The organism is Arcicella lustrica (assembly GCF_034930985.1).
Lineage (GTDB): Bacteria > Bacteroidota > Bacteroidia > Cytophagales > Spirosomataceae > Arcicella > Arcicella lustrica.
In genome coordinates, this window is the sequence record NZ_JAYGIM010000005.1 from 216,576 (window position 1) to 237,505 (window position 20,930).

The window sequence follows — 20,930 nt, forward strand, 5'->3', positions numbered from 1 at the left end:
TCATGCTATTTCAAAAAAACATTTCTTTTCTTAGCGTTTTGTTGCTTTGCTTTTGTTCGAAAAGTATAGCGCAAACGCCTTCTTTGAGCCAATTATTTTATCCAAATGTTACGTTACGAGCCGAGTTTATGCCCGAAACATCAATGTCGAACGGACAGAAATTTGGTTTCAACAGAAGTACGGCTTTAGGAATTATTCCTTTGAGTACAGAAATTCAAGCAGGAATTGGTTTCGGGAAAAAAGCTGATATTCAGGCGAAGCATTCTCTATTGGTGGCAAATCTTGCCCAAATCAACACAACAATTGATGGAAAAGATGACCCAAATGGTGGTTATAAAACTTTGGGCATGACTTACGTTCAACTAAAAGCAAGTTTACGAGAAAAACTTTGGGTGTATGCCGTTGGTGGTGGCATTACGCAAAGCAATGAAACCTTTTTAAATCCACAACCTTACTTTTATGGTGGAGCAGCTCGTTTGCGAATTTTGGGTTTAAAAACACAAATACTTTATGGCACTGCCATTATTTATAATCAAAAATTCAGAATTGTACCTGTTTTTGGTTTCACAAAAGCGCTTGGAAACGACTGGAAGGTTTCTGGCATTTTGCCTTTCAGAGCCAGTGTTGGCTATAAAGTAAATCCTTGGCTTCATCTGGATTTTAATTCGGTTTACGATGGCTACAGTGCTGGTTATCAAGAGTACGCTATTTCAGAAAAAATGATTCGTCGTCAGAACTACCAGCAAGTAAGGTTTACTGTATCGGGCAATGCACATGTTTTGAATGTTTTTAATCTTGGTATTGAAGGTGGTTTAACGGCATTTAGGAAAGTAAAAACCTTTAATGCTGCTAACGAAAATCTTAGTACTTCAAGCTTGCCTGTTGCTCCCTATATAGGTTTTAGTGTAAGATATATCACAAGTAAATCAAAAATTTCTTCCAAATTTTTGAAAAGTACTGGCATAGATTTTTAAGGTCATTGATAACATTCTGAAAAACAATAGTATCAATTCAACCTTATAAAAAATACCATTTGGTGGAAAATATGATTTATAAAAATTCAATAATTTTTCTTAGTTATTGAAGTAAAACCTTTCTAAATTTGGAGAAGATAGCTCGGCGATAATATCAATATGGGCTTCTGCTTAATAAGTATTTTGTACCTGCCTAATAGCCCACTTAAAATTCTATCTGATTATTTTACTCGTTTGATACATCGCTTGTCTTGAAAAAGATGAGCTTATCAAAAACATCAGATTTTTTCCGAAAAAAAATAACTTCATCGCTACTTTTGGTGTTCGTTTAAAGAGTGATTTGAAGATTAAAAGCTTAATCATTACTTTCAATCATGAATTAAAAAACATGGTGTATATTGGTGGCTAGTAAAATCGAACATTAAGCAATAAAAATAAGTATTATATAAAAAGATTGTGCATAAAAAGATTGTGCAGTAAAATAAGCTGACAAACAAAAATTCCCTTAACAACCATGACAAACATTACGCAAATAGAGCCCCTTTTAGTCGAAGACCCAAACCGCTTTGTATTGTTTCCGATTAAGCAAAACGATATTTGGCAATTCTATAAAAAAGCGGAAGCTTCATTTTGGACTGCCGAGGAAATTGACCTTCAACAAGATTTAGCCGATTGGGAAAATCGCTTAAATGATGGAGAAAGACACTTTATCTCGCACGTATTGGCATTTTTTGCAGCTTCAGATGGTATTGTCAACGAAAACCTTGCGGTAAATTTCCTTTCTGAAGTACAATATGCTGAAGCAAAATGCTTCTATGGATTCCAGATTATGATGGAAAATATCCACTCTGAAACGTACTCTTTGTTGATTGATACTTATATCAAAAATCCAGTAGAAAAAGATAAAATGTTGCGTGCGGTTGATACAATTCCTTGCGTAAAGAAAAAAGCTGACTGGGCATTGCGTTGGATTAACGATGGAAACTTTGCTGAGCGTTTAATTGCTTTTGCTGCTGTAGAAGGCATTTTCTTCTCAGGTTCATTCTGTTCAATTTTCTGGTTGAAAAAACGTGGTTTAATGCCAGGTTTATCGTTCTCGAACGAATTGATTTCAAGAGACGAAGGTCTTCACTGTGATTTTGCTTGTTTACTTTACACAGAGCATATCAAAAATCAATTAGAACCAGCTTCTGTCTATAAAATTATTATGGATGCGGTTTCTATCGAAAAAGAATTTGTAACGGATGCTTTGCCAGTTTCATTAATCGGCATGAATGCAGAATTAATGTGTCAATACATCGAATTCGTAGCAGACCGCTTATTGTTGGCTTTAGGCTTACAGAAACAATATAACGCTACCAATCCTTTCGATTTCATGGAAATGATTTCATTACAAGGTAAAACAAACTTCTTTGAAAAAAGAGTAGCAGAATATCAAAAATCAGGCGTCATGTCTGAAAAGGAATCGATGTCATTCTCTTTGGATGAGGACTTTTAGTCAATATATCTAGCAATAACGACAAAGCCCTCAGACAATAATTGTGATGAGGGCTTTGTCGTTATTAGACTAGCTGCTACAGGAATTAAACCGATTTCCATCAATATCTCTTTCCAATCCATTAATTCCTTTCCTTCAAAATCCGTATCTTTGCAACAAATTTCGTCAGGACTGAAAACTGACCCACAATTCTTATAAAATGATTTCAAAAACATACGCTCCACAAGACATTGAAGCCAAATGGTATCAATATTGGCTCGAAAATAAATTCTTTGCTTCAAAACCAAATCCAGACAAAGAACCTTACTCTATCGTAATTCCTCCGCCAAACGTAACGGGTGTACTCCACATGGGTCACATGTTGAACAATACTATTCAAGATGTATTGATTCGTAAGGCAAGAATGGAAGGTAAAGAGGCTTGTTGGGTGCCGGGTACAGACCATGCGTCTATCGCAACGGAAGCAAAAGTGGTGGCGATGTTGAAAGAAAGAGGCATTGAGAAAAAGGATTTGACTCGTGACGAATTCTTGGCTTATGCGATGGAATGGAAAGACAAGTACGGCGGGATTATTCTGGAACAATTGAAAAAATTGGGTGCTTCTTGCGATTGGGACAGAACTCGTTTTACGATGGAACCTTCTTTGTACCAAGCCGTAATTGATACTTTCGTTCGTTTGTACGAAAAAGGTAAAATTTACCGTGGCGTAAGAATGGTAAACTGGGACCCACAAGGGAAAACAGCTTTATCTGACGAAGAAGTAATCGACAAAGATATTCAAGCGAAGCTTTATTATATTACTTATAATGTTGTTGGGGAAGAAGGAAGTTTAACGATTGCTACTTCACGTCCTGAAACGATTATGGCTGACTCTGCCGTTTGTATTAACCCGAACGACGAACGTTATACACATCTTCATGGCAAAACTGTAAAGATTCCATTGTTAGGTCGTGAAATTCCTGTGATTTTGGATGAGTACGTAACGATGGATTTTGGAACAGGCTGTTTGAAAGTAACGCCCGCCCACGATTTGAATGACTACGAATTAGGTTTAAAACATAAATTACCAGTAATCGACATCTTAGACGATGCAGGTTTCTTGAACGAAAAAGCGGTATTGTATGTAGGGCAAGACCGTTTTGCAGCTCGTAGAAATATTGTAAAAGATTTAGAAGAAGCAGGACATTTAGTAAAGGTAGAAGAGTACAAATCTATCGTTAAGACTTCTGAGCGTACTGGTGCGGTTATCGAGCCAAAATTATCTTTACAGTGGTTCTTGGAAATGAAAGAGGTTTCTCAGCCTGCTTTAGAGAACGTAATGAATGATAACATCAAATTGTATCCACCGAAATTCAAGAATATGTACTCTTCTTGGATGGAAAATGTGAGAGATTGGTGTATTTCAAGACAATTGTGGTGGGGACAACAAATTCCAGCTTATTATTTGCAAGACGGTACTGTTATCGTGGCGAAAAGCAAGCGTGAAGCTTTGCGTAAAGCTCAACACGAATTACAATTATTTGCTTTAACAGAAGAAGACTTAACCCAAGACCCAGACGTTTTGGATACTTGGTTCTCGTCGTGGTTATGGCCAATTTCTGTTTTTGATGGTATCGAAAATCCTGATAACGAAGACATTAAATATTATTATCCAACCAACGATTTAGTGACTGCTCCAGAAATTTTATTCTTCTGGGTAGCTCGTATGATTATCGCTGGTTATGAATGGAGAGGCGAATTACCTTTCAGAAATGTATATTTAACGGGTATCGTTCGTGATAAATTAGGCAGAAAAATGTCTAAATCATTAGGAAACTCGCCAGATCCATTAGATTTGATTGCTCAATACGGTGCAGACGGCGTGCGTACTGGTATGCTTTTTAGTTCTCCTGCTGGAAATGACTTGATGTTTGATGAGAAATTGGTTGAACAAGGACGTAATTTCTGTAACAAAGTATGGAATGCTTACCGTTTGGTAGAAGGTTGGAACGCAACAGATATTTCACAACCACAGGAAAATTTATTGTCAATTCAATGGTTTGAGTCACGTTTGAATCAGACGATTATTGATGTTCAAGAACATTTCGTGAAGTTCCGTATTTCGGATGCACTTTTGTCGATTTACAATTTGATTTGGGATGATTTCTGTGGTAAGTACTTAGAAATGATTAAGCCAGCTTACGAACAACCTATCGACAAAGCGACTTTTGAAGCAACGATTTCCATCTTTGAAAAATTGATGTGTTTGGCTCATCCATATATGCCATTCATTACCGAAGAAATTTGGCAGGCAATCAGCCAACGTGGAGCAAATGAAAGTATTTGTAGAGCGGCTTATCCAGTAGCAAGCGAAGTAAATGCTACTTTGTTAGCGGACTTTGATGCAATGTTTACCGTTGTAACAAAAATCCGTGAGATACGTAATGCCAAACAACTTTCGCCAAAAATAGCTTTGCCGTTGTCTATCAAAACAGAAGAAAAAGCTCGTTACCAAACTTTGGAAGGCATTATTCAAAAATTAGCCAATACTGAAACGATTGAATATGTAAGTGATAAAGTGGCGAATGCTATTTCATTTGTAGTAAAAGCGGATGAATTTTTCATCAATCTTGCAGGAGAAATTGACGTAGAAGCAGAATTAGCCAATGCAAAAAAAGAGTTGGAGTATAATTTAGGTTTCAAAAAATCGACAGAAGCGAAATTAGCTAACGAACGTTTCGTAGCCAATGCCAAACCAGAATTAGTAGAAAGAGAACGCCAAAAATTGGCAGATGCTGAATCGAAAATTAAGGCTTTGAAAGAAATGATTGCGAGTTTAAGCAAATAGATTTTTAGCTGTGAGCTATGAGCCGACAGCTTTGAGATTTATTCTTTAAAGAAAAAGACTCGGGAGAAATCCTGAGTCTTTTCTTTTATTGGTAATGAATGACATTTGATTGCTTCTTTCCAAGCTGATTTAATACGGAGATTCACACAGATTTTAAAAAACGTAAAACCAAAATCCGATATCTGAAAGCTCAAAGCTGACAACTCATAGCTCACAGCTAAAATTAAAACCCAACTCCAGTCGTCAACGTTTTTACACGACAAAGATACATATCAGCCGTGATGTAAAGCGTTGAACCATCGTCTCCCCAAGCGCAATTTGCTGCTAGTGAACCCGTTTCTATTCTTCCTAATAATTTTCCCGCTGGCGAGATGATTAATACTCCACCCGGACCGGTTGCGAATAAATTACCTTTTTTATCAATCTTCAATCCATCTGGTAAGCCTGAACGTTTTTCATTTTTCAGCATATATGTTGCATCAAAAAGTACTTTGCCTGTTCCTAAACTTCCATCTTCGTTAACAGGATATGCCATATAAATAGCTCTGTCTTCATGAGATTGCGCCACATATAAAATCTTTTCATCTGGCGAAAAAGCTAAACCGTTTGGTCTTACTAAATCATTGGCTACTAAGCTTACTTTTCCATCTGTTCCGATGCGATAAACGCCAAATTCAAGTTCACGACTTGGATCTTTGTCTTTTTTGGGGAGTCCATAAGGCGGGTCGGTAAAGTAATAAGCTCCGGCCGAATGTTGCACAACATCATTCGGACTATTAAATCGCTTTCCTTGGTAATTATCAGCTAAAGTTCTTTTTCCACCTAAAGCCAAAGACATTGACGATACTCTACGGTCGCCATGCTCGCAGGCAATTAATTCACCTTTATTGTTAATCGTTAATCCATTACTTCCGGGTTCGTCACCGTATTCTCCCAAACCTGTATAACCTGAAGGAGAAAGAAAAATGGTTGCTCCTTCGCTTTCATTCCATTTGTAAATGGTGTTGGCAGGAACATCAGAGAAAATTAAGTATTTCCCTTTTTTATGCCAGACTGGTCCTTCCGACCAAACAAATCCAGAAGCTAAAATTTCTACTTTTGCATCGACAGAAACCAGACTTTCAAGAGCTGAATCAAACTGAGTGATTTTCCCTAGCGTGGGATAAACTTTTTGGGCATGAATTGTTGACATTGTAACGAACGTAAGCAATGTTAGAAAGATTTTTTTCATTAAATAGTAAATTATTTATAAACAGTTAGCCTTGTAAATATACAAAAACTAAATACTACTTATAAAAAAGATTTCCTCTAGTTATATTCTACTATTTAAGTCGGCAAATTTTGCTCCGTTTTTCTCTACAATATCGACAATTTTATAATTAATTTCTTCCCGTGTTTTATTCAAAATGGCTACATTATTACTTTCAACATTATAAGCTACTTGAATATCCATAGAACCTTCCCCAATTCCATCAAAACGAGTAATACCCGGCTCTGGCTTATAAATATGTTCATGTGCTAATACTTCTTCTTGAATTTGTGAAACAATATTTTGAATCGTACTTGCAGGAGTATCTTGTTGAAGTTTAATTAAATATTTTGCTCTGCGAAACTGACGAGTACTCATGTTTTCTAAGGCTTGGGCTGTCAATAAACGATTCGGAACGGTAACGACACTTCCGTCAGCAGTTTTTAAACGAGTACTTCTAAAACCGATTTTTTCAACATCTCCAGATACTTTATCTATTTGTATATTATCCCCAACAACAAAAGGCAAATCCATAAAAAGCATTAAAGAAGCAAACAGATTTTCTAAAGTTTCTTTGGCAGCCAAGGCAATTGCCAAACCCCCAATTCCCAAACCTGTTACCAATGCCACAACATCTATCTTGAAAACAATGCCTAGCATTGAGAAAAAAGTCATAATAGATACTGTTACAACCGCCAAATCTTTGAAGAAAGGGACAAACTGGTCGTCGAGTTTTGTTTCAGTCAATGCAGCTCTTTCTTGAAAAATAAGGGCGATAAATTTCACCAAACGAATCAAAATCCAAGAAATTGAAAAAATCAAAAAGCATTGAAAAATCTTCAGAAGTACTACTTTCAAGCCCAAAGTAGCGGCTAAATTCCAAGAAAGAGGAAAGTGTAAATAAAGAAAAGCAAAGTAAACCATCAACACAATGATAAAAAGCTCAACGGGCTTTCTGAGCATCTCAATACAAGTATGAATTGATACTTTATCGTGCTTGATAAAACGATATAAAACTTTACTAAGCGATACTGATAATAAACGTTTTAATAGTAAGCTACTCACTATAATTCCGATAAACCAGAGAATATCATTAACTTTATTTTCAAGAATTTCAGATTCTAAGAATTCCATAATATTTGTTTTTTAAAACTTAAAGATGAATGTTATGATTGGGAGTGAACATAAGAATTTTAAAAACGCTTTCCCAAAATTGTAAAAATTGCTTTTATTTTAAACGATTTGCTGTCTTTTTTATCCTAAAAAATCATACCGAAGCAAATTTCACTTACATTATTTTACATGAATTTAGCCATAGACTTAGGAAATACTTTTGCCAAAACGGGGCTTTTTGAGCAAGGAAAGCTCGTCGAAAGTAAAGGTTCTTTTACCTATTCCGAACTGATTGACTACGTAAAAGACTTAAAGCCAAAGAATATTATCATTTCAACGGTGAGTTATTCAGAAGAACAATTGAGTAAAGATTTTTCTGATGCCAGTACAAAAGTGTTCTTTTTAAAAAATACTACGCCCGTTCCTATCACTAAATTGTACGATACACCAGAAACTTTGGGAGCCGACCGCATTGCTGCTGCCATTGGTGCAAGAGTTATATTTCCTGAAAGTAACGCTATGATTATTGATTTGGGTACTTGTATTACTTATGATTTGGTTGATACCGAAGATAATTTTCACGGAGGAATTATTTCACCTGGAGTACGGATGCGATTCACTGCTATGAATACTTTTACCAAACGTTTGCCGTTATTAGAACCAGAAGAAGCACCCCACATTCTTGGAAAAAGTACAAAACACGCTATGCAAAGTGGCGTAATGAATGGTATTACTGCAGAGATAAATGGATTTATTGAAGAGTATCACAAGCTTTTAACAAAAATTAACGTCATTTTATGTGGCGGAGATGCTACATTCTTTGCAAACCGCATAAAATACCCGAACTTTGTAATTCCAGAGTTGGTGCTGATTGGACTTAACAGAATTTTAGAATATAATGTCGAACAAAATAAATAGTATTTCAAATTTTATGCGAGCAACAATCCCTTCAAGGGTTGTAAATAGAAAAAGTTACAATCAAGCATTTGCTTCTAAGTTCCTATTCAAATCATTCTCTCGTTTATTTATTGCTGTTTCTTGCCTTTTGGCATTTCATTCAATACAAGCACAAGAAACGAATTCTCCGTTTTCATTCTTAGGCATTGGCGAAGTTTATAATGGCGGAACTGCCGTAAACTCAATGTCTGGCGGTTTGGGTGTGGCAAGTTCTAACGGTATTTATGTAAATACCTTGAACCCAGCGATGCTTGCAAGAAACCGTTATACTGTTTTTGAAATGGGTGTAAATACCGAAATCAAAGCGATGCAAGACAGCAGACAACGCTCTAATACTTATAATGGAACTTTAGGACCAGTTATATTGGCGTTACCAGCTTCTCCACGTTGGACTTTGGCTTTAGGTTTAATGCCTTATTCTACCGTAAATTACAAAACCCTTACTTCACGAAAACTTAATGTTGTTGGTACAGATAGTACGATTCTTACTTATAATGGCGAAGGCGGACTTAATAAGGCTATCATCAGTAATGGTGTTAGAGTGAGTAAAAACATGTATGTTGGTCTTGAAACTTCTTATTTATTCGGAGTAATCAACAGAGATATTACCACACAAAACCTTAGTGACGGGCAAAATTATCAAGTAAAAAGCTTTAACCGTTCTAATTATTCAAGTGTACATTTTAAATTAGGCTACGCTTGGAGACCCAAAATCAGCAAAGAATATTTCTTGAATATTGGTGCTACAGCAGAATTATCACAAAACATTGGCATCAAAAATCTTAAAGGATTTAATACGTATGATGCTTCGGGTATAACACTTATCAATGCCGATACGCTTTCAAATCCAAATGGAAGTATTACCTTACCAGCCAATTACAAATTTGGGGTAAGTTTAGAAAAGCCGGGAAAACTACTTGTTTCATTAGATTACTCTACAACAAAATGGACAGGATATAAAAGTTTAGAAGGCGATAATGATGGGTTAAAAAATGCTTATACCGTAGCTGTTGGTGCAGAATATATTCCAAAATTTGATGCCATCTCTGGATACTTCAACCATGTAATGTATCGTGTAGGTGCAAATTACACACAATCTCCTTACACTTATAATGGAAACGAAGCAGCAAAAGACATGAGTTTCTCTGTAGGTGTTTCATTACCATTACGTACTATTTCTTATGTAAATATTGCTTATGTAAGAGGTAAAAGAGGAGTACTTTCAACAAACGGATTAGAAGAACAATACAGCAAAATTGTTGTTGGCTTCTCGTTAGGTGATTTCTACTGGTTCCGTAAACCAAAAATTGATTAATTATTCTAATTATATGAATCAATTCAAAATATATTTCAAACAATTGACTAATTTGACAACTCCACTAAGGGTTGTCAAATTAGTTTTACGCCCAATACTTGGTTTAATGATTACTTTCTTTTTACTAATGGCTTGTAAGGAAGAAAAGAAAGTAATTGCCAAAAAAGCTTATGAGGGACCAATCTCTGAGATTTATGGTGTAAACATGACTTATTCAGATTCTGCCAGATTAGTCGTTAGAATGTCCACAGAAAGCCAATTGACAATGCCGAATGAAGATAAAGTATATCCTCATGAAGTAAGAGTATTCTTTTTTGATAAATTAGGAAACAACAGTACCACTTTACGAAGTGATTCTGCAAGATACATTCGCATGAAAAATATTTATCATATCATGGGAAGAGTACTCATCAACAATCAAATTAAACACGAAACACTTACTACAGATGAACTTTATTGGAATCCAGATACCAAGAAAATTTATACAGACAAACCAGTCGATGTAAAAACATCCGAAGAAGTCTTTCACGGTGTAGGAATGGATGCTAATCAAGATTTTACGGACTATACACTCAGAAAAGTAACGGGAGTTGTTAGCGTAAAAAATTTACCATAAGTAATAACTATGAGGTTGTTGCTTAAAGATTTCTATCTATTATGTATGGTCCCTGCATAAAGACAACCAACTGCCACCCAAGTAATATCATCGTTGGTTATTAAACTGATTTGGGTTCTACAATTGTTAATAGAATGCGATGATAAAGTGGCTCTCCACATTTATACTACACTTGTTATTCTTTTCCAACGCTACTAAAAAACAGATACATTTTGTCTCAAAATTGTATTACTTGTAAATATTCTTACTTCATTATTGAAGTAAAATTGAAGCACTCATAAGCTAGAACAATCTTCAATTTTCATTTCCATACTTACCGAATCAATATATTAATTGGTTAATGGCAACTTTTTTATAAAAACCCCTATTTTAAGGGATTGTATAACGATATAATAAAAACTTACTTTGCAATGTCAAGTTTAATATTTGCCTAACCAACTAATTGAAATTCACTACTATGAATTTTAAGTTAATCAAAAAACTTGATATTTATTAATATAATTAAACTGATGGTAAGTCGGGCGGATATTACTGTCGGTTTAATTGTATTATAAATGTTCTTAGGTCATTATAAGTAATAGAAAAGTGATTATTATCATTTTTTTTTAGAACCTTCATCCTCACTGTACATTTTAAAGGGTTTTAACTTTGATTGAAAGGGCATTTGAATCATAATAAATTTAAGAAATGGATTTGTTAATAGGAATCATTGAAGATGATCATAATTTAAGAGATAATATTGAGAAGTTTTTCTCCTTATACACAGATATAACTATTGTTTTTTCTGTGAATAGTATAGAAAAATTTTTAAGTGAAAATAAATCATTAACACAAGAACCATACTTAATCTTTATTGATATTGGTCTTCCCGGTATATCAGGGATAGAAGGTATCAGTTTGATTCGTAAAACCTACCCTAATGCACACATCGTGATGATAAGTGGCACTTGTAATGAAGATTCTGTTTGGGAAGCCGTAAGTGCTGGTGCAAATGGGTATTTGTTAAAGCCTCTTTCGCTCAAAAAAATCATTGAGCAAATTGATATTATTAAGAATAATGGCGCTTTAATTTCGCCAGAAGTAGCTTCAATGTTATTTTCTAAGATTGCTCAGAAAACAAAGGAAAAAGAAGCTAAGATAGAAGGCGTTCTTACAAAAAGAGAACTTGACGTTGTGGATTATTTACTGAAAGGACAAAGCTACAAAGAAATCGCCAACCAATTATTTATTAGCTATTCTACTGTAAATGACCATATTAAAAAAATATATGCAAAGCTTGAAATTAATTCGAAAGGAGAATTATTAGCTTTATTCATCAACTAAATAATATATTATGAACAAAAGCCCATTCATCTTAATTGTAGATGATAACCGAATGAATAGGCTTGTGTTATCTAAACAACTAAGTTCCTTAGAAATACCAATTAGTGAATGTGAAGACGGACAACAGGCGATTGATGCTATCAAAGAAAGTACTTTCCAGCACATCATTGTTCTATTAGATTTAAATATGCCTGTGATGGATGGCTATAAATTCTTATTGTATTTAAGAGATAACAAAGTAGAATTTACTGGAAAACAAATAGAAGTGATTGTCGTCTCGGCATCAGAATATGCAGTTTTTAAAGAAAGAAAATTAGATGTAGAAATTGTAGCGTATTTACAAAAAGTAGTAAGTAAAGTAATGCTTATTGATGCGATAGAACTTGCTATTGGAAAATTTGACTTCGATGGTATTTAAAAAGAATGACATAGCCTTGGATCTCCGTTTTATATTAAATGAAGTTCCCTTTGCAGTTTTATTAGAGGATAATCAAAGAAGGTTACAATTTGTAAATCCTAATTTTTGCGAACTATTCCACATCCCTATTGAACCAGACCAAATGGTTGGTTTCAACTGTGAACAAGCCGCTGAATCTGCTGCCCCGCTATTTAAATACTCTCAAGAATTTTTAGAGAGAGTAAAAGAAATTCTTGCTAAAAAAGAACCCGTTAGACAAGAAATGCTTGAGTTGGCCGACGGAAGATTTTTTTTGAGAGATTACTTACCCATTATTAATAATAATTTTTTTGAAGGACAAGTATGGATTTACTATGATTATACCTACGCCCATAGTTTAGAAGTAAAGAAGAATAATCAAAAGAAATTCTATGAAAGCATTTTGTTGAATATCCCTGCTGATATTGCTGTTTTTGATAAGGATCATAAGTACTTATTCGTCAATAAAAGAGCTATTAAAAATGATGAAATCAGAGAATGGATTGTAGGAAAAGATGATTTTGATTATGTGAAATTTAGAGGAAGGGACATCAGAATTGCTGAAAAAAGAAGAGCATTATTTCAAGAGGTAGTCAACCAAAAAGATTGTAATGAATTTTTAGAAGAAAACATTACTCCTGAAGGCAATATTCAGTATAACCTTCGCAGGATGCACCCTTTCTATGCTGATAACAATGAATTAGAGTTTGTTGTTGGCTATGGAATGGATGTTACTTCTATCAAAAATGCTGAAGAGAATGTTAATCGTAGGGAGAAAAATTTGGCTCAAATCACAGAAATTTTAAGTATTGCCGTAATTGTGATTGACCAATCTTTTAATGTGATTTATACAAACTCTTCTTTTGAATCTACTTTTGGTTATGCTTCAGACGATATTATAGGAAAATCAATTAATGTAATTGCAGTTGAAAATATTTCTTCTTTAATAAAGGAGATAGAGTTTACCAAGCAGAGTGGTAGTTTTGAAGGTTCTACCAAGGAATATCGTTTTCAAGATAAGTATGGTTCAAGAAGATATTTAAGTGTTTCGTTTGTTCCTTATAATATAGCAGAAAGTAACGAAGTATTTTATGCAATCTTTTTTAGTGATGTAACAGACCAACATCTTGCCGTTTCTGAATTACAAAAAATCATAGAAAAGGAGAAACGATTGAATGAGCTAAAATCAGGATTTGTAAATATTGTTTCTCATGAAATGCGTACACCGCTTTCTGTCATTCAGTCGAGCGCACAAATTATGGAAATGCTGAGCGAAACAGATAGATTGGATAAAGAGGCCGTTGACTTCCATACAAACAGAATTGTTAGTGAAGTAGGTGGCATGGAAAGTTTGATGGAAGAGTTACTCCTGATTAGCAAAATAGAAAGTGGTAAAGTAGAATTCAGACCATTTCCGCAAGATTTAGAAAGTTTTGTAAGAGTAATACTTCATGAAAAATATGCACAATTGGCAGATGGAAGACAAATGCAAGTAATTGTAAAGGGAGTAAATCATGAAGTTGAATTTGATAGAATGATGATGAATCATATCTTGAATAACATCATTGGAAATGCCTTTAAATATTCTGAAGGAAAAAAAGCACCGATTTTACAACTACATTTCAGACAGCATGCTGTAACTGTTATGGTGGTTGATTATGGAATTGGTATTCCAGCAAAAGACTTACAAAATTTATTTAAGGCTTTCTCAAGAGCATCAAATGTAGATGGAATCAATGGAACTGGTTTAGGTTTACACGTAGTGAAATATTTTACAGATTTTCATAAAGCGAAAATTTATTGTAAATCTCAAGTCAACAAAGGAACATGTATAATGCTTGAATTTAATTATAAATCATATTCAAATGCCAAAAATAGTATTAGTAGAGGATGAATTACAGTTGGCAGAGAATACAAAACTTATCCTTGAAATCAATGGATTTGAGTGTTTTGTGGCTAATAAAGGACAAGAAGGAATTGATTTAATCACGTCTATCAATCCATGTTTGGTTATTTGCGATATTAATTTAGACGAAATTGATGGTTATGAAATCTTGAGGCAAATAAGATTAAACCCTCAATTTCTAAATTTACCCTTTATCTTTTTAACAGCCAGAGCCGACTTTGTGGATAAAAGAAAAGGGATGAATTCGGGTGCTGATGATTTCCTAACCAAACCTTATAATGCTAGAGTACTAGTTGAAACGATTCGAGCACGTTTGGAACTGAGTAATCAGAAAAAAGAGTCAGTAGGAATAGAAATCAAGAAAAATGCGATAGATGTATTTTATCATGTTTCCAATCATGAATACCTAACACCGCTTAATGGTATTATTAACCTAAGCGAGATTGCTTTGGATATGGTTAGAAATAAGCAAACTTTCGACATTGAACCCTTATTAGAAGGCATTTATACTTCTGGAAACAGAATGCTGAGAACTACCCGAAAGCTATTGTGGTACAACCAATTATCTAATGCTGTAAATCCTTGGAAAAATGTATTAGGAGCCAATAGCCAAATTAATGTCATTAAGTTTCTGCAAGATATTGTGGATAGTGCAACAAAAAGCTCATTGAAAATATTTGACATCAATATTAAGTCAAACGTTACTTATTTATATGGATATGATGAGAGTTTAATTCAAATTATGTTCATGGAGTTAATCCAAAATGTAGTGAATTTTGCTGACTCAAATCGAAAAGTATATATAGAAGCAAGACTTGAAAATGATTTTTTAGTATTAATTATTAGAAATCATTATTCCGAGAATTATACTTTGACAACAGAAGAGATAAAGCCATTTTATCAAGCACATAATCCCAAAGATATGAATGGCACAGGCTTAGGCTTATATATTGTAAAGGAATGGGTAGAGTCAATTAATGGGCAATTTGAAGTAAAAGGCGAAAATCAACTATTCGATATAGTTATTAAAATTTCAATAAATGCTTAGTAAATATTAATACTACTAAGGTGAACTATTAAAGGCTCAAAGCTCTGCATTGAGCCTTTTTAAAAATCTATAATGTTGAACATTGTGGTTTTGAGGCTAATTAATATTTCCTGTCATTTTAAATTAGAAATTGATTTAGATATTTAATCTAGTTTTATGGTATTTATACTTCAAACATAGTAAGGGTTAAATATGGCTTCTAATTTTAGTAAAATCTTTATTTATGAAAGCAGTTTTTATTTCTATTTTATTTATCATAATTATTTCATTTACGATGCAATCTTGTGTTAGTTCTAAAAAATATAATTCCCAAATATTTGAAAAAAATAGACTCTATGAAAACTTTAAACGCTCACAAATTGAAGTACGTGATTTAAGAGCAAAAAATCTTGCAATCACTGAGGAATACTTAAATCAAGATGAAAAAAGAAAGTCAGAATTGAAGGCTGTTAATGAAATTCGAAATGCTTATAAACAAGACTCATTGAGAATAAAAAGGCTATTGAGTGATGCTGAAAATAAGGTTAAAGAGTTTATGTATTTTAAAATGGAAATGAGAGCTAAAAGTGCTAGTTATGAAAATCAGATTTCTGAACTAAATATTAATATTCAAAAACAGAACAGGACTATTAGTTTACTTTCCAAAAAACTAATAAAGGAAAGAAGACACAAAAGGGAATTAATAAATCTTTATGAAAGAAAGATTAAAAACAAATAACTTTTTAATTAAAGGTGAAACTTACAAAAAGAAAACTAAATAGGATTCTTTAGAAAATGTTTTCACTATTTTCTAAATAGAAACCCTATTTATGTGTGTTAATAATTTATATTCCCAATTCTTTGTAAGAATTGGGAATTTTTATAAATAGTTAGCGTGTTTTAGACATCGTTAACATTGTCCAACTGACTTCATAAATAATATTTCAGATTAAATTTTCTTATTGATTATTACCATTTATTAACGATTTCTTCAAAGCAATACTTGTCTTGTGGCAGGTATTGCTTTTTTATTTCATTCTATTGGTAAAATAATTTGCCTTACCCCTTAAATTAGGGAAAAACCCCTACTTTAAGGGATTGTACAGCCTTTAAATAAACCGTTATTTTGTATTGTAAGTTAGTAGAGAGATTATGGTGTTTATCTACTGGCATTCACTAACACACTGAATATTTGACAAATAGACTAACCCAATTTTATTGATACATAACTTGCCTTTAAAATGACTTATTACTTCAATACAATAAACAGTCAATGATCCTAAACAATCAATTTCTCGACGCATTAGATGAATTTGTATTTATTGTTGATGCAGAATATAAAATACGAGCATTCAATAAATCTTTTGCATCACTCTATTTTTCGCATTTTGGTGAGTATCCTGAAATTGGTCAAGAAGGACTTATGAACTATAGTCCAAATCTTGGTGAACTGGTTAGAAGTTCATTCAAAAGAGGTTTTAGTGGCGAGCGTTTTAAAATTAATAATCAAGTTAATGGTGTATATCTGGAATTTACGGTTAGTCCTATTTTTGATGTAAACCAAAAGGTTGAGTCTTTAGTAGTTTCAGCCCATGAGACTACACAAACTAATAACTTGATTAAAAAGGTTTCGGCTCAGGAAGAAAAATACCAATATGTCGTTGAAAATATTCATGATGTGATTTTTCAAACTGATGCTGTAGGCAATTGGACTTTTCTGAATAAAGCTTGGACTGACATTTTTCAATATACAGTAGAAGAGTCGCTAAACACACCATTTTATTCATACTTACATCCTGATGATGTAAGGAAAAATGAATTACTTTTTGAGCCACTTATTAATCGTAAAAAAAAGTTTTGTCGTCATGTTATCCGCTACATTACTAAAGCTGGAAAAATAAGATGGATTAAAGTTTTTGCTACGCTTTTAATAAATGAAGACGATGAAATAATTGGTACAACTGGCACTTTAAGAGATATTACTGATGAAATAGTCAATGAGCATTTCAACGAGTTATTATTAAATAATGTCCGTGACCTTATCTGTATTCATAATCAAGATGGTACTTATCTTTTTGTTTAGCCATCAATTGAAGATTTAACAGGATTTAAACCCTATGAATTAATTGGTAAAAACCCTTATGATTTTTTTCATCCTGATGATCTTGAACTTGTCAAGGACCGTCATCAAGAAATTCTAAGTACACGAGATGATTGTACATATATATCATACCGTTTTCTAAAGAAAAATGGTGATTATATTTGGGTGGAATCTAATTCAAAAATATTCTTTGATGAGTATGAAATTGAAAATAGGATTATCACTTCAACTCATGAAATTCAAGAAAGGAAATTAGCTGAGGAAAGTATGATGAAGGCTCTTCAGAAAGAAAAAGAACTGAATGAGCTAAAGTCCAGATTTGTGGCTATGACTACGCATGAATTTAAAACACCCCTTGCTACGATTTCTTCATCTGCTGATATCATTGAAATGTATGCTGAACGCAGCCTAAATGCTGATACTGAAAATATCATCAAACAGGTGAAAAATATCAATATCGAAGTGCTTAGAATGACGAATATGATGGATACTTCTTTGTTTTTAGGTAAAATAGAAGCCAACAAAACAGAAGTAAGCAAAGAAGAAATAGATTTGGTAAGCTTAGTGCAGTATATTATTGATAGACAAGTAAGACATCAAAAAGATAAGCGTAAATTATATTTTGAATTGAGGGGAACAGTCAAAAAAGTGTTTGCGGATGCTCAACATTTAGAGCATATTTTAGATAATTTAATTTCTAATGCTTTTAAATTCTCTCAAAACAAGCCTAGTCCAGCTTTAATTTTAACTTTTAATGAAAATAATTTCACCGTTGATATTATAGATTATGGCTTGGGCATTCCGCAGAATCAACATAAAAAAGTTTACTCCTCTTTTTTTAGAGGAGATAATGTAAGGAATATTAAAGGTACAGGGCTTGGCTTACTAATTGTCTATAATTTAGTAAAAATGAATGGTGGTAAAATCACATTCGAAAGCGAAGAAAATCAAGGAACTACTTTCACTTTAGAATTTCCGTACTGATAAGACTGCATTCAACATTAAAAAATAACAGATACTGATTTAAAAGTACAAAAAAATCATAATTTTATGATAATTGTCAGTGTTTAGCTGCTTTTTCAATTCTAAATTTAGAATTAGAACTGGTTATGTACTTATTTGGGGATTTTTATCTTAATTTAATGATTAAATAAACTCAAAAAAGGGTCAACTAAAGGATTAAAAATTGTAGAAAAATCATTTTCTATCATATCTGTTAAACTAATTTTTAGAATGACTAAGCAAAACGACCTATTATCATTAAGCCAAGAAGCGCTAGACATTCTGGTAGATCCTGTTTGCGTATTAGATGCAGAATGTAATTTTGTTCTTTTCAATAAATCTTACAGTACTTTTTTTAAAGAATTGTATGATTACTTCCCTGTAATCGGAAGTAAAAGACTTACTGATACCGATACTTTGTTTTCATCTGTTGCTCCAAATAATATTAGAAGAGGATTGAGTGGAGAAAGATTTAAGACTACTCATGAAGCTAAAGGGAAATTTTATGAGTTTTATATCAATCCAGTTTTTAATACTGAACAGAAAGTGACTCATCTTATCATTTATTCAAGAGATGTTACTGAAAAAAAACAGCTAATCCGAAAGGTATCAGAGCAAGAAGAACAATATAAATATGTAGTTGAGAGTGTACATGAAGTGCTTTTCCAAACAGATAATGTTGGAAATTGGACTTTTCTAAATAAGGCTTGGAGTGATATTCTAGGTTATTCTATTGAAGAATCTATCGGAAAGACTTTTTATACATTTCTGCATCCTGACGATATAAAAAAGAATGAATTACTTTTTGAGCCTTTAATCAATCAGCAAAAAACTTCATGTAATCATTCTATTCGTTATCTCAACAAAGCTGGTCACACAATTTGGATTAAAGTTTTTGCGACCCTTTTAACGAATGAAAAAAAAGAGGTTTTAGGTGTAACAGGTACTTTAAGAGACATTACCAATGAGAAAGCTAATTCGCATTTAAGCGAGTTATTATCAAGTAATGTGCGTGATTTAATTTGTATTTACAACCTTCAAGGCGAATATCTTTATGTTTCTCCCTCAAGCAAAGATGTTTTGGGCTATGAACCAGAAGAACTAATCGGCAAAAATGTATATGATTACTTTTTTCCTGATGATATTGAAGAAGTACAACGTAGGCATGAACGCTTGCTTTTAGAAGACAAAACAGAATCATCAATTGAGTATAGATTCCTGAAAAAAAATGGGGAATTTATTTGGATGCAAACGTCTTATAAAATGTTTTTTGATGAATATGATATCGAAGACAGAATTATTAGTTCAAGTAGAGAAATAACACTGAAGAAAAGAGCTGAAGAAAGTATGATGAATGCTCTTCAAAAAGAAAAAGAGCTAAACCAACTAAAAACAAGGTTTGTGGCAATGACCGCCCATGAATTTAAAACGCCACTTTCTACTATTTCTTCCTCCGCAGAAATTATAGAAATGTTTCTTGAACAGCTACAAGATGGAATTATCAGAGAAAAGCTAAACAAACAACTCAGTAATATTCATAATGAAATTGCTAGAATTACTAATTTGATGGATGAAACGTTATTTTTAGGCAAAATTGAAGATGAAAATGCGGATGTCAAAAAAGTAGAAGTAGATTTGGTTGCAATAGTAAACTATGTCATGGAAAGGCAAAACAGGCATCAAAAAGATGGTAGGAAATTAGTTGTGGAGCAAATCGGAGAAGCCAGAAAAGTACTTGCCGACCCACAGCATTTAGAACATATCATTGACAATTTGGTATCGAATGCGTTTAAATATTCTCCGAAAAGAGACAGCCCAAAATTAACTTTATACTTCAATGAAAATGATTATGTCATTGAAGTAAAAGATTTTGGCATTGGTATTCCAAGAGAACAATATAAAAAGGTTTATTCTTCCTTTTTCAGAGGTGAAAATGTTGGAGGAATTAAAGGAACTGGTTTAGGCTTATTGATAGTCCATAACTTAGTAAAAATGAACGGAGGTAACATTACTTTTGAAAGTGAAGAAAATGTTGGAACAACTTTCAAACTAACCTTTTCATATTCTTAATTGTACTTCTTTGCAGACTTGAATTTCATCTCTGAAAAGCGATTAAAATTACAGACATGAGAAAAGTATCATTACTCTACTTTATTTTTACAAGTAGCCAATATTTTCTGAACATCTTTTACTTCTGTAATGGTTTTTTCGCCACCCCATTCATTATAAATAAAAGTAGCGATTTCGGCTACGTCCAACGCTTGTAATTGTGAATTGGCTGGCATTGGTTGATGATACGATTTTCCATTTACTGTAATGGTGTCCATCAATCCATTGCGCATCGAACACAGAATTAATTCTTTATTCTTTGCCAAAAAATCTGAGCCAGCAATGGGCGGATACAATCCCGCTAAACCTTCTCCTTTTTCTTGATGGCAATTCGCACAATGGGTTTTATAAAGTGCTTGTCCGTCGATATAATACTGTTTTCTCTTGATTTCCTCTTTGCTATCACAAGCAACCATCATCAATACACAAAAAGCAAAACCAAGTTTGTAAGCAGTAATTGTGCTTAACATTAATATC

At 33.2% G+C, this 20,930-nt stretch carries 17 protein-coding genes and 1 pseudogene; 15 read left to right on the forward strand and 3 right to left on the reverse strand.

The features are described from left to right. Positions 1–2 precede the first annotated feature (2 nt). The 3 genes from VB798_RS07695 (at position 3) to VB798_RS07705 (ending at position 5,299) form a co-directional block, all read left to right on the forward strand. A complete protein-coding gene (locus tag VB798_RS07695) occupies positions 3–974 on the forward strand; it encodes a hypothetical protein (RefSeq protein WP_323257610.1) in 972 nt (323 codons plus the stop codon). A gap of 514 nt (positions 975–1,488) precedes the next feature. Further along, entirely contained in the window at positions 1,489–2,472 is a 984-nt protein-coding gene (locus VB798_RS07700; RefSeq protein WP_323257611.1) for a ribonucleoside-diphosphate reductase small subunit, read from the forward strand. Between the two features lie 199 nt (positions 2,473–2,671). Then, positions 2,672–5,299, forward strand: a complete 2,628-nt coding sequence (locus tag VB798_RS07705; protein ID WP_323257613.1) for a valine--tRNA ligase — start codon at positions 2,672–2,674, stop codon at positions 5,297–5,299. 223 nt (positions 5,300–5,522) lie between these two features. Here VB798_RS07705 and VB798_RS07710 read toward each other — a convergent pair whose 3' ends face one another. Both VB798_RS07710 and VB798_RS07715 read right to left on the reverse strand, forming a co-directional pair. Then, the gene (locus tag VB798_RS07710; RefSeq protein ID WP_323257615.1) at positions 5,523–6,530 is read right to left on the reverse strand and encodes an SMP-30/gluconolactonase/LRE family protein; all 1,008 of its coding nucleotides are present in this window, start codon (positions 6,528–6,530) and stop codon (positions 5,523–5,525) included. An 81-nt stretch (positions 6,531–6,611) separates the two neighbouring features. After that, positions 6,612–7,682 carry a mechanosensitive ion channel family protein gene (locus tag VB798_RS07715; RefSeq protein WP_323257617.1) on the reverse strand — a complete coding sequence of 357 codons (1,071 nt, stop codon included), beginning with the start codon at positions 7,680–7,682 and terminating at the stop codon, positions 6,612–6,614. Between the two features lie 168 nt (positions 7,683–7,850). On the opposite strand from VB798_RS07715, the gene VB798_RS07720 reads away from it, so the two are divergent. From VB798_RS07720 to VB798_RS07770, 12 genes and pseudogenes are all read left to right on the forward strand, one after another. Next, positions 7,851–8,579: a type III pantothenate kinase gene (locus VB798_RS07720; RefSeq protein ID WP_323257620.1), complete on the forward strand. Its 729-nt coding sequence runs from the start codon at positions 7,851–7,853 to the stop codon at positions 8,577–8,579. 13 nt (positions 8,580–8,592) lie between these two features. Continuing rightward, the gene (locus VB798_RS07725; RefSeq protein ID WP_323257622.1) at positions 8,593–9,933 is read left to right on the forward strand and encodes a hypothetical protein; all 1,341 of its coding nucleotides are present in this window, start codon (positions 8,593–8,595) and stop codon (positions 9,931–9,933) included. Between the two features lie 52 nt (positions 9,934–9,985). Next, entirely contained in the window at positions 9,986–10,549 is a 564-nt protein-coding gene (lptC, locus tag VB798_RS07730) for an LPS export ABC transporter periplasmic protein LptC (protein ID WP_323257624.1), read from the forward strand. Between the two features lie 687 nt (positions 10,550–11,236). Then, positions 11,237–11,872, forward strand: a complete 636-nt coding sequence (locus VB798_RS07735) for a response regulator transcription factor (protein ID WP_323257626.1) — start codon at positions 11,237–11,239, stop codon at positions 11,870–11,872. A 10-nt stretch (positions 11,873–11,882) separates the two neighbouring features. Continuing rightward, positions 11,883–12,290, forward strand: coding sequence for a response regulator (locus VB798_RS07740; protein WP_323257628.1), 408 nt, complete (start codon positions 11,883–11,885; stop codon positions 12,288–12,290). A 16-nt stretch (positions 12,291–12,306) separates the two neighbouring features. After that, on the forward strand, positions 12,307–14,202 hold the full coding sequence (locus VB798_RS07745) for a sensor histidine kinase (protein WP_323257630.1): 1,896 nt from the start codon (positions 12,307–12,309) through the stop codon (positions 14,200–14,202). Beyond that, positions 14,174–15,262: an ATP-binding response regulator gene (locus tag VB798_RS07750; RefSeq protein ID WP_323257632.1), complete on the forward strand. Its 1,089-nt coding sequence runs from the start codon at positions 14,174–14,176 to the stop codon at positions 15,260–15,262. Before VB798_RS07745 ends, VB798_RS07750 begins: the two co-directional genes overlap by 29 nt. Positions 15,263–15,485: 223 nt before the next feature. Beyond that, positions 15,486–15,980: a hypothetical protein gene (locus VB798_RS07755; protein ID WP_323257633.1), complete on the forward strand. Its 495-nt coding sequence runs from the start codon at positions 15,486–15,488 to the stop codon at positions 15,978–15,980. Positions 15,981–16,514: 534 nt separating this feature from the next. Next, entirely contained in the window at positions 16,515–17,324 is an 810-nt protein-coding gene (locus VB798_RS07760) for a PAS domain-containing protein (RefSeq protein ID WP_323257635.1), read from the forward strand. Positions 17,325–17,330: 6 nt separating this feature from the next. Beyond that, positions 17,331–17,594 (forward strand): annotated as a pseudogene (locus VB798_RS24355) (PAS domain-containing protein); the annotation flags it as partial. Between the two features lie 15 nt (positions 17,595–17,609). Then, the gene (locus VB798_RS07765) at positions 17,610–18,326 is read left to right on the forward strand and encodes a sensor histidine kinase (protein ID WP_323257637.1); all 717 of its coding nucleotides are present in this window, start codon (positions 17,610–17,612) and stop codon (positions 18,324–18,326) included. A 249-nt stretch (positions 18,327–18,575) separates the two neighbouring features. Then, positions 18,576–20,414: a sensor histidine kinase gene (locus tag VB798_RS07770; protein ID WP_323257639.1), complete on the forward strand. Its 1,839-nt coding sequence runs from the start codon at positions 18,576–18,578 to the stop codon at positions 20,412–20,414. A gap of 71 nt (positions 20,415–20,485) precedes the next feature. Here the strand turns inward: VB798_RS07770 and VB798_RS07775 are convergent, their stop codons facing one another. Beyond that, entirely contained in the window at positions 20,486–20,923 is a 438-nt protein-coding gene (locus tag VB798_RS07775; protein ID WP_323257641.1) for a c-type cytochrome, read from the reverse strand. Positions 20,924–20,930 lie beyond the last annotated feature (7 nt).